The organism is Bartonella sp. bp_1 (genome assembly GCF_055808085.1).
Genome location: NZ_CM147851.1, coordinates 2,215,268 through 2,226,842 on the forward strand (window position 1 = coordinate 2,215,268; position 11,575 = coordinate 2,226,842).

The 11,575-nt window shown below is 40.3% G+C and carries 10 protein-coding genes; 5 read left to right on the forward strand and 5 right to left on the reverse strand.

Features of this window, described 5'->3' with window-relative positions; all coding sequences use genetic code 11:
- Window positions 1-16: 16 nt before the first annotated feature.
- The 4 genes from mnmE to hemE all read right to left on the reverse strand — a co-directional run bounded on the left by mnmE (window position 17) and on the right by hemE (window position 4,351).
- Entirely contained in the window at window positions 17-1,324 is a 1,308-nt protein-coding gene (mnmE, locus tag ACYZ97_RS11065) for a tRNA uridine-5-carboxymethylaminomethyl(34) synthesis GTPase MnmE (RefSeq protein ID WP_473298871.1), read from the reverse strand.
- A 69-nt stretch (window positions 1,325-1,393) separates the two neighbouring features.
- Window positions 1,394-2,659, reverse strand: a complete 1,266-nt coding sequence (rho, locus tag ACYZ97_RS11070; RefSeq protein ID WP_473298873.1) for a transcription termination factor Rho — start codon at window positions 2,657-2,659, stop codon at window positions 1,394-1,396.
- 118 nt (window positions 2,660-2,777) lie between these two features.
- Window positions 2,778-3,302, reverse strand: coding sequence for a protoporphyrinogen oxidase HemJ (gene hemJ / locus ACYZ97_RS11075; RefSeq protein ID WP_473298875.1), 525 nt, complete (start codon window positions 3,300-3,302; stop codon window positions 2,778-2,780).
- 14 nt (window positions 3,303-3,316) lie between these two features.
- Window positions 3,317-4,351 carry a uroporphyrinogen decarboxylase gene (hemE, locus tag ACYZ97_RS11080; RefSeq protein ID WP_473298877.1) on the reverse strand — a complete coding sequence of 345 codons (1,035 nt, stop codon included), beginning with the start codon at window positions 4,349-4,351 and terminating at the stop codon, window positions 3,317-3,319.
- 539 nt (window positions 4,352-4,890) lie between these two features.
- Here hemE and ACYZ97_RS11085 point away from each other — a divergent pair.
- From ACYZ97_RS11085 to polA, 5 genes are all read left to right on the forward strand, one after another.
- On the forward strand, window positions 4,891-5,484 hold the full coding sequence (locus ACYZ97_RS11085) for a Maf family nucleotide pyrophosphatase (protein ID WP_473298878.1): 594 nt from the start codon (window positions 4,891-4,893) through the stop codon (window positions 5,482-5,484).
- Window positions 5,477-6,337 (forward strand): shikimate dehydrogenase, encoded by an 861-nt coding sequence (locus ACYZ97_RS11090; RefSeq protein WP_473298879.1) that lies wholly within the window; start codon window positions 5,477-5,479, stop codon window positions 6,335-6,337. The genes ACYZ97_RS11085 and ACYZ97_RS11090 overlap by 8 nt, the downstream gene beginning before the upstream one ends.
- A complete protein-coding gene (coaE, locus tag ACYZ97_RS11095) occupies window positions 6,334-6,927 on the forward strand; it encodes a dephospho-CoA kinase (protein WP_473298881.1) in 594 nt (197 codons plus the stop codon). Before ACYZ97_RS11090 ends, coaE begins: the two co-directional genes overlap by 4 nt.
- Window positions 6,928-7,629 carry a DNA polymerase III subunit epsilon gene (dnaQ, locus tag ACYZ97_RS11100; RefSeq protein WP_473298882.1) on the forward strand — a complete coding sequence of 234 codons (702 nt, stop codon included), beginning with the start codon at window positions 6,928-6,930 and terminating at the stop codon, window positions 7,627-7,629.
- 286 nt (window positions 7,630-7,915) lie between these two features.
- A complete protein-coding gene (gene polA, locus ACYZ97_RS11105; protein ID WP_473298884.1) occupies window positions 7,916-10,849 on the forward strand; it encodes a DNA polymerase I in 2,934 nt (977 codons plus the stop codon).
- A gap of 3 nt (window positions 10,850-10,852) precedes the next feature.
- On the opposite strand, the gene ACYZ97_RS11110 is transcribed toward polA, so the two are convergent.
- On the reverse strand, window positions 10,853-11,416 hold the full coding sequence (locus ACYZ97_RS11110; RefSeq protein WP_473298885.1) for an HdeD family acid-resistance protein: 564 nt from the start codon (window positions 11,414-11,416) through the stop codon (window positions 10,853-10,855).
- Between the last annotated feature and the right edge of the window lie 159 nt (window positions 11,417-11,575).

An 11,575-nucleotide genomic window follows, 5' to 3' on the forward strand; every position in this document is an offset into this window, starting at 1 on the left:
TGTTTCACGTGAATCATTATTTGCCGATGCAAAATTGTGAAAATATCACATCCAGAATATCTTCAATATCAATATCGCCTGTAATGCGACCAAGAGAATCAGAAGCCCGGCGTAAATGTTCAGCTCGAAGTTCAATATCAAGATGTTGTCCATCAATCGCGCTTTTAAGCTCGTTGACTGTTTCACGTAATAAATCACGTTGTCTTTGACGGATTGGTATCAGCTCGCTGATTGTTTCACTAAATGACAAACAAAAAGCTTCAAGTTTTTGCATAAAAACGTCGAAACCTTTTCCTGTTTTGGCAGAGAGTTGAATCGGCCAACGGTTTTTATCACCTGTAATAACATCGCTTTTATTACCGATATGCCAAATATTTTTAACCGCAATTGTCAAATCTACCGTTTGTGGATTTTCCATATCATCAACAAGTAGAACCAGATCGGCATTTTCTAATCGTTCATAAGCCTTCGCAATACCAATTTTTTCTATAGCAGCTTCTGTTTGTCGCAAACCAGCCGTATCATGAATAAGCACTGGTAGACCTGCAATAACAATACGTGCTTCCAATATATCTCGTGTTGTTCCAGCTTCATCACTTACAATCGCAACATCACGATTAGCTAACATATTGATTATACTAGATTTTCCAGCATTTGGCGCACCTGCAATAACAATATTGAGACCATCTCTCAACACACCTGCTTTATCTGCTGCAGCAATATGTTTATCAATCTCATCACTTAATAATCCCATATCAATCCAGATTTGATCAGATACAGAACCTGGCACATCCGCTTCATCACTAAAATCAAGCTCAGCCTCGATTAAAGCTCGTGCCTCAATCATACGGCGACGCCATGATCTATAAAGATTTGCCAATTTTCCACTAGCGCCCATCATAGCAAGGCGTCGTTGGCTTTCTGTTTCTGCTTCAATAAGATCAGCCAAACCTTCAGCTTCGGTTAAATCAATCTTTCCATTAGCAAAAGCACGCCGCGAAAATTCACCCGCCTGTGCCATACGACAATGATCAAACGTTGATAAAGCAGTAAGAAAACGTTGAACAACAGCTTTACCGCCATGAATATGAAATTCTGCACAATCTTCACCGGTAAAACTTTTTGGTGCTTTAAAAAAAACACTTAATCCATGATCAAGCAATTCGCCATTTTGATCACAAAATTTGGAAAATCGCATTATATGGGGTGTATTAACAGCACCGCTTATTTTTTCAAGAATATGGCATGTTTGTGGACCAGAAAGGCGAATAACAGCCACACCTGAAGGAAGCAAACCGGAAGAAAGAGCAAAAATTGTATCCATAAAAAATCCAAAAGCGGCATATCTTGAAAAAGATATACCGCTTTTTCTATTTTAAAAACAACAAACCGATCAGGTATTCATTGAATCAAAAAATTCACCATTGGTTTTGGTTTGTTTCAATTTATCAATCAGGAATTCGATTGCATCTGTTGTACCCATTGGAGCCAAAATACGACGTAACACAAAGATTTTTTGCAAATCCTGACGTTCAACAAGAAGATCTTCCTTACGTGTACCAGATTTAAGAATATCCATTGCTGGGAAGATACGCTTATCAGCAACCTTACGATCAAGTACAATTTCCGAATTGCCGGTACCTTTAAATTCTTCAAAGATTACTTCATCCATACGGCTACCTGTATCAATAAGTGCTGTAGCAATGATAGTCAATGAACCGCCTTCTTCAATATTACGCGCAGCACCAAAAAACCGTTTTGGCCGTTGTAGGGCATTGGCATCAACACCACCTGTCAAAACTTTACCAGATGAAGGCACAACCGTATTATAAGCACGGCCTAAACGAGTAATTGAATCAAGCAAAATCACAACGTCACGGCCATGTTCAACAAGGCGTTTAGCTTTTTCAATAACCATTTCTGCAACAGCAACGTGACGTGAAGCAGGTTCGTCAAATGTTGATGAAACAACTTCACCTTTAACTGATCGCTGCATATCCGTTACTTCTTCAGGACGTTCATCAATCAAAAGAACAATAAGATAACATTCAGGATGATTAGCCGTAATTGAATGGGCAATATTCTGCAATAAAACAGTTTTACCAGTTCTTGGTGGTGCAACAATCAAACCTCGTTGGCCTTTACCTAAAGGCGAAACAAGATCAATAACACGAGCCGACATATCTTTTCCTGTCGGATCTTCAAGTTCCATACGCAACCGTTCATCCGGATAAAGCGGTGTCAAATTATCAAAATGAATTTTATGACGAATCTTTTCTGGATCTTCAAAATTAATCGTATTGATTTTAAGAAGAGCAAAATAACGTTCGCCTTCTTTCGGACCACGAATGGGTCCTTCAACAGTATCACCTGTTTTCAATGAAAAACGACGAATTTGTGATGGCGAAAGATAGATATCATCAGGACCAGGAAGATAATTTGCGTCTGCTGAACGCAAGAAACCAAAACCATCCATTAAAACTTCAACAACACCCTCGCCGATAATTTCTACATCTTGAAGTGCCAATTTTTTCAATATGGCAAACATCAATTCCTGTTTGCGCATCAAAGAAGCATTTTCAACTTCCAATGTTTCCGCAAAAGAGACAAGCTCAACCGGGGTTTTACTTTTCAGTTCCTGAAGTTTCATTTCCTGCATAAAAAGCTCATTTTAAAAAGGGAAAATATCATCTTATGATCTGAAAATATTCAGAACAATGACAAATAGAGGTGAGAATGCCTTCTATACACGCCACTTTAATAAAGCGCAAGAAAAATCAAAATGGCTGAACAATAACCATAATAACTGCAATAACCATCAAGATGGTTGGCACTTCATTGAGAATACGCCATGTTTTTTCACTAAATTGATTACGATCTTCTGCAAAATGCCGTGTTCCTCGTGAAAGAACACCATGAAAAGCTGAAAGCAAAACAACAGCCAATAATTTCAAATGCAACCATCCGCCTTTAAATTGATAGACTTCCCAAGCCATCCAAAGACCAGTAATCCATGTAACAACCATTGCAGGATTAATAATTGCGCGAAGCAAGCGTCGTTCCATAATTTTAAAAGTTTTGGATTGGATTGAATCTTTTTCAGCCCGGCAATGATAAACAAAAAGACGTGGCAGATAAAACATACCGGCCATCCAGCAGATAACAGCGATAACATGAAGTGCTTTTATCCAAAGAACAATATTGGAATATTCTTCAAGATTCACGTGAAACATCACCCATAAAACAGCAACAACAATGACAACAGAAATAATGGCCCGTGTCCAAATTTTTGCTGTTGTCATAGGTTTGTGTTCCATCATGTTCCTCTACGCACAAGATCAATCATTTTTACAACATTTTCAATCGGCGTTGATGGCAATATGCCGTGTCCAAGATTAAATATCAATGATCCTTGTCCCAATGTTGTTAAAATATTGCGGATACCATTTTCTAATGCTTCACCACCTGTCAATAAACGCAAAGGATCTAGATTTCCTTGAACAGGTGTTGTTTTTTGTAATTCTTTGGCAAAAGAGAAAGGAACAGACCAATCAAGACCAATAGCTGTAACACCTGTCTTTACAGCATAATCACGATAAAGTATGCCAGCACCTTTTGGAAATCCAATAATAGGATGATCAGGATAAACCGATTTTATTTTATCAACCATATATTTCACTGGTTTGATACAGTAGGCTTCAAAAGATATTTCATCAAGTACACCAGCCCATGAATCGAATATCTGGACTGTATCAGCACCTGCTTTAATTTGATGGATTAGATAATCGGCAGAAATATCAGCCAATATCATGAGTAAATCATTCATGGCTTTTGGATTTTGATATCCGAAAAGACGTGCCGGTGCTTGATCTGGTGTACCATGACCGGCAATCATATAAGTTGCAACAGTCCATGGTGCGCCACAAAACCCGATTAGTGTTACATCATCGGGCAAATTCTGATGCAACATTTGTAAAGTTTCAAAAGATGGAGATAATTTTGAAAGGGCATCATGATTTCGAAGTTTAATAATATCTTTTGCTTCAATTGGTGTCATCAGAGGGCCACGGCCTTCTTCAAAACGTAAATCACGACCTAATGCATGGGGTATAACGAGAATATCTGAAAAAAGAATAGAAGCATCAAATCCAAAACGACGGATTGGTTGCATTGTCACTTCATAAGCTAATTTTGGATTGTAACAAAGATCAAGAAAACTTCCTGCTTGTTTTCGTGTTTCACGATATTCCGGTAAATAGCGCCCTGCTTGACGCATCATCCAGATGGGTGGTGGTGTATTGATATGACCGTCGAGTACATTCAGAAGCTTTTTTTTCTTTAAATTTTTCATGATGCTTTCCGGTTTATCTTTAAATAAATGTTTTAAAGAAGGCTTTTGATTCTTAGAGTCTGTGTTTAACGTGAATTATAAAAAACACAAAACTTTTCCAGTATTATCTTTTCTATTTGTAAAAATGGAATAACGTTTTCCCTTTATGTGGAAAATCCATTTGTAAAAAGTATTTTCTTTAGAGTTTTCTGGACTTTTATAGAAATTTTGAAATGTGGATAATATGGGAAAAAATTATGAATAATTTTAAGTTATATCCATTTTTTCCAAAGTGTGGATATTGTTATCCACCGTATGAATGCCTGTGTATAAATAAACGTGATTCAACGCTGTTTATACACAGCTAGAATTCATCAACAGAATAGCTCACAAATTTCCACAATGGATATTAAAAAGCGGGAATAAAATTAAAAAAATGCTTTGAAAATAACGTTGGATATGGAATCGCCTATCTGATTCTATTTCATTGCTTGCAGCGCGTTTGCACTTTCAATATTCATAATAGATGAAATAATATCCGGTTATGGAAGGGCTGACCATTGATTGACCGTCTAATCCTTGCCTCGAAAAGTCCCTATCGATCTGCATTGCTTAAAAATGCCGGATTGATATTTACAACAAAAAGCGCATCTATTGATGAACGTTCAATAGAAAATGGTCTTAAAAATAAAAAACCTATTATTATTGCTCAGGTTCTTTCAGAAGAAAAAGCTCGCAATGTTTCATTTGAAGAACATGATGCTCTTGTTATAGGTTGTGATCAGACATTGGATCTCGATGGTAAGGTTTTACATAAGTCACCAACACTTGAAGATGCACGACAAAAATTAGCCCATTTATCAGGCAAAAGCCATTTTTTGCACAGTGGCATCGCATTGGCTAAAAATGGTGAAATTATTTGGAGCGATGTTGTTTCGGCCCAATTGACCATGCGTTCTCTTTCTATGGATTATATAGGTCGTTATCTTAATCGCAATGGTGAAACTGTTCTTGATAGTGTTGGCGCTTATCAGATTGAAGGTAATGGCATTCAACTTTTTGAAAAAATTGAAGGTGATCATTTTACGATTATCGGACTGCCGCTTTTAAGCTTATTGGCCCAATTGCGACATATGGGGGTGATTGATGGCTGATAAGATGCAAAATAAACCTTGTGCTTTTGTAACCGGTTATCCGATCAAACATTCCCGCTCGCCACTTATTCATCGTCATTGGCTGGAAATATATAAAATTGATGGTCAATATGATCCGATAGAAATTACGCTGCAAGATTTTGTCGATTTCATAACCAATTTAAAACAACATGGTTTTTGTGGTGGCAATGTGACACTTCCGCATAAGGAAGAAGCTTTCAGACTGGCTGATTTAAAAGATAATATTGCAACTTCTATCGGAGCAGCCAATACATTATGGTTTGAACAAGGACGCCTTTGTGCATCCAATACCGATGCTTATGGTTTTACGGCTAATCTTGATATGCAAGCGGCAGGATGGGATGGTGGAACAGCACTTGTTCTCGGTGCCGGCGGCGCAGCACGTGCAATTATTTATGCCTTGCAACAAAGATCTTTTGAACGGATCATTGTGTTAAACAGGACAAAAAGCCGTGCTGATGATTTAGCGAATCATTTTGGGATGCCGGTTATGGCTGGTGACTGGGCGTCACTGAATGATCATATCACTGAAGTCGATTTTATCGTCAATACGACATCTCTTGGTATGGAAAGTCATATCAGTAAAGCTGGTGATGCGCTGTTTGTTGATTTTGATAGGGCCAAAACAGATATATTGGTAACCGATATTGTCTATACACCTTTGATAACACCTTTTTTGCAACAGGCACAAAAAGCAGGCCTTAGAACTGTCGATGGTCTTGGCATGTTGCTTCATCAAGCTGTTCCTGGGTTTGAACGTTGGTTTGGTATCCGCCCGCAAGTCACACCTCAATTACGTGATCTTATTTTACGCGATATGGGTGAGATATGATTATTCTTGGATTGACCGGGTCGATCGGTATGGGAAAATCGACTGTAGCCGGTTTTTTCAAAGAAGCCGGCATTCCGGTTTACAGTGCTGATCAAACAGTACATCAACTTTATAGTCAGCCTAATATCTGCCAAATATTGGAAGAAACTTTTCCCGGCAGTACAAAAAACGGCAATATTGATCGTCAGAAATTGTCACAAATTGTTTTAAATCAGCCTGAACTTTTAAAAAAACTGGAATCAATTATTCATCCATTAGTTCGTCAACAGGAAAAAGTTTTTATTGAAAAAGCGCGTCAACAAAAGGCTGATCTTGTTGTTATGGATATTCCACTCCTTTTCGAGACCGGAAATCAGCAGCGCTTTGATAAAATATTGGTTGTTAGTGCCCCTTATGAAATACAGCGTGAACGTGTTTTAGCGCGCGATAATATGAGCGCAGAAAAATTTCAGGCCATTCTTGATAAACAGATGCCGGATGAAAATAAGAAAAAAGTGGCGGATTTCGTTATTGATACGTCAAAAGGACTGGAAGTAACGCGTCAAGATGTGCAAACTGTCATTGATTATTTGATAAATCAGGCTGAATAGATGCGCGAAATCATTTTTGATACTGAAACGACAGGTTTGCAAAAAGACAGTGATCGGATTGTTGAAATCGGTTGTGTAGAAATGATTGACCGCTATCTGACGGGAAATAACTATCATGTCTATTTAAATCCGCAGGGTGTTATTATTCCGGATGAAGTTGTTGCTGTGCACGGCTTAACCAATGAAAGACTGAAAGATGAGCCGACTTTTGAAGAAATCGTTGATGATTTTTTAAAGTTTATCGATGGGGCCAAATTGGTTGCTCACAATGCTATGTTCGATCTTGGCTTTATCAATGCTGAATTAGAACGTTGTGGGCGTGAAACAATTAGTGTCGATCGGGTTATTGATACTTTGGCTTTGGCGCGACGCAAACATCCGATGGGCCCTAATAGTCTTGATGCATTGTGCAAACGTTATGGCATAGAAAACGGTCATCGTGTTCTCCACGGTGCTTTGCTTGATTCGGAAATTCTTGCTGATGTCTATATCGAACTTATTGGTGGCAAGCAGGGTGCGTTGGGATTAACCGGTCGTGACAATATCAATAACACCGATCAGAATGCATCGGATGTTATTCTGCCATCAAAACGCTCTATACCGCTTGCCTCCCGTTTATCCGATGAAGAAAAACAGGCCCATCAGGCGATGGTTGAAAAAATGGGAGAAAAAGCCCTTTGGGCTAAATTCGCTGTTTCGTAAAAGACTTAAAAAATTAAGGCCGTTGTGGTGAGGGGATCCACAACGGCCTATCACTGCACTCATAGTGACAACCCGGAGAGGGGGGGTAGGCTGCCACATTCCGGGTCGGCGGGGACTGAGCCGAAAGCCGGAAAATCGACTATACTATCGATACCTTCTAAATAGACATGGTAAAAGTGGCAATTCAAGGGCAGATTTATTACTCTTTTGTAACGAAGCTGTGAGTTTTTTGTTTTAACAGCATAAAAAATGCCCAATTATGGACATTTGTGACATAGATACTCAAATGAAAAAAGACGATCATCTCTTTCTTATTGACGGCTCGGGTTATATTTTTCGTGCCTATCATGCCCTACCGCCTTTGACTCGTAAAAGCGATGGTTTGCCGGTAGGAGCCGTTGCCGGTTTCTGCAATATGCTTTGGAAGCTTCTTTGCGATGCGCGTAATACCGCCGTTGGTGTTGTACCGACGCATTTTGCCGTTATTTTTGATTATTCATCTAAGACTTTTCGTAAAGATATATATCCAGAATATAAGGCCAATCGTACAGCGCCACCGGAAGACCTTATCCCGCAGTTTTCATTGATTCGTCAGGCAACTCGTGCTTTCAACCTGCCTTGTATTGAAATGGAAGGTTATGAAGCGGATGATCTGATTGCAACTTATGCCGATATGGCTGCAAAAGTCGGAGCAACAACAACAATTGTGTCTTCCGACAAGGATTTGATGCAACTCGTTAATGCCCAAGTCTTGATGTATGACGGGATGAAGGATCGTGAGATTGGTATTGAAGAGGTTATTGAAAAATGGGGGGTTCCACCTGAAAAAATGATTGATTTACAATCATTGACCGGTGATTCGACGGATAATGTTCCTGGTATTCCGGGAATTGGCCCTAAAACAGCTGCGCAATTGTTGGAAGAATTCGGTACATTGGATAATCTTTTAGCCCATGCTCATGATATCAAACAACAAAAACGGCGTGAAAATATCATTGAATATGCCGATCAAACCAAAATTTCTCGTCAGCTTGTAACCTTGAAAAAAGATGTACCGATTACAGTCGGTCTTGATAATTTTGTTTTGGAGCCGCAAGACGGCCCCAAACTTATCGGCTTTTTGAAAGCGATGGAATTTAATACGTTGACACGACGTGTAGCTGAAGCAACCGATTGTGATGCAAGTGCTATTGAGGCGTCTTTTGTCGAAACAGATTGGAATAAAGATAGCCATGGGCCGGATATGGATCAAGCGGCTACAGCACAGGCATCCTTATCATTTTCTCATAAGACAGATTCGCCGACAACGCCGGCAATGGATGATAAGGCATCTTTGGCGCAAAAACGTCTTGAAGAAATAAGTTCTCTTCCGGTTGATCGCGGGCAGTATCGGACAATTACAGATCCCGCTATTTTGGCTGAATGGCTACAACGTGCCAAAATACAAGGCTTTTTTGCTTTTGATACGGAAACAACATCACTCGATCCGATGCAGGCTGAACTTGTTGGATTTTCAATTGCCCTTTCACCCAATGAAGCAGCCTATATACCGCTTAACCATATATCCGGCAGCGATGATTTATTAGGTGGTGGACGGGTGGTGGATCAGATGGATCCCCAACAGGCGCTTAAAATTCTCAAACCGATTCTTACAGATGACAGCGTATTAAAAATTGCACAAAATATGAAATATGACTGGCTGGTGATGAAAAATCATGGCGTCGTCATTACCACTTTCGATGATACAATGCTGCTTTCTTATGTCTGTGATGCAGGTACCTCTACGCATGGTATGGATGCATTATCCGAGCGTTGGCTTGATCATAAGCCGATTGCTTATAAGGAAGTAACCGGTACGGGCCGTCAGGCAGTTTCTTTTGCTGAGGTTGATATTGCGCAAGCTACCGAATATGCAGCTGAAGATGCCGATATTACATTGCGTTTATGGCATATATTGAAAGCACAGCTTGCCGCCAAGGGTCTTGTTCATGTTTATGAACGTCTGGAGCGTCCCCTTGTGTCTGTGCTCGCTTTGATGGAAGAACGCGGCATATTGGTAGATCGACAGATTTTATCCCGCCTTTCTGGTGAATTGGCACAATCGGCGGCTGTGCTTGAAGATGAAATTTATCAATTGGCTGGCGAAAAATTCAATATTGGTTCACCCAAGCAGTTGGGCGATATTCTTTTTGGAAAAATGGGCTTGCCTGGTGGATCGAAAACCAAAACCGGTCAATGGTCGACATCGGCACAGGTATTGGAGGATTTGGCAGCAACCGGTCATGATCTGCCACGTAAAATTGTCGATTGGCGCCAGCTAACCAAATTGAAATCGACCTATACGGATGCCCTCCCCGGTTATATTCTGCCTAAAACCGGCCGTGTTCATACCAATTATTCTATGGCTGCCACGACAACGGGGCGTTTATCTTCATCAGAACCTAATTTACAGAATATTCCGGTGCGTACCGTTGAGGGACGTAAAATTCGTACTGCTTTTATTGCCGGACCCGGTAATAGTCTTCTTTCAGCCGATTACAGCCAGATTGAATTACGCGTTCTTGCTCATGTTGCCGATATTGGAGCGCTTAAACAGGCTTTTGCCGATGGATTGGATATTCATGCCATGACGGCTTCGGAAATGTTCAATGTACCAATTAAGGATATGCCGTCTGAAGTGCGTCGACGTGCTAAAGCGATCAATTTCGGGATTATTTATGGTATTTCGGCATTCGGCCTGGCCAATCAGCTTGGTATTTCACGTGAGGAGGCGGGCCAATATATCCGTACCTATTTCGAGCGTTTTCCCGGTATCAAGGATTATATGGAAAGTACCAAGGCTTTTGTACGTGATCATGGTTATGTCGAAACAATTTTTGGCCGTCGTTCCCATTATCCTGAAATTCGTTCATCCAATCCGCAAATTCGCGCCTTTAATGAGCGTGCGGCAATCAATGCTCCGATTCAAGGATCTGCTGCCGATATTATCCGTCGTGCCATGATCAAGATGGATCAGGCGCTCATTGATAATAATTTGGCTGCAAAAATGTTGCTTCAGGTGCATGATGAATTAATTTTTGAATTGCCGGTTGGTGAAGTTGAGAGAACGACGAAGGTGGTTAAGAATATTATGGAAAATGCGCCTTTTCCTGCTTTGGTTTTGTCGGTTCCTTTGCAGGTTGATGCGCGGGCTGCCAAAAACTGGGATGAAGCGCATTAATAGTTAGCGTAAAAGGCGCAGACCTAAACCGACGGCGATCAGGCTCCATCCTTGTATAATCAGGTCAATAGCCAGAAAAAGGCCTAAAATCCATAAGCTGTTGGCTGGCCATCCTGTTGTAATAATGAGACCGGCAAGAGTGGTAATAATACCCGCTGCAACAATCCAGCCCCAGCCGGATATACCATGATTTTGAAAACCAACAAGGATGCGTGTGGTACCGGCAATAATCAGCATAAAACCGAGTAGAAATGTAAAAATGGTTGCTGCCATAATTGGTTGGATAAGACAGATAATGCCGCCAATAGTATAAAGAAGACCACCGATTAGCCAGAAAAAGAAACGGCCCCATTCTTGTACGCCGAAGGCATGGGCCATATGGATTAGACCACCGGCTAGCATCATTATGCCGATATAGACAGTAACGGCTGTAGTTGCCATAGGTAGGGCAATTGATGCGATGATACCGATAAGCAATAAAATGGCACCAAAAAAAATAAACCAAATCCATTTGGCCGCTAGTTTTGCTTTGAGCGATGTAAGATTTAGATTATCGACATTCGGCATTTTTGATCCTTTCTATCCGATAGGCATTCATTATTATATCTATATTCCGGTCAAATCAGGCTTTTCAGCGGCAGGATATCTGTCAAATATAATGATATATATGTGATATATAGCGATTTTGAATTTAGAAAAATCATCAAGCCTTTTAAAAGACAGGCC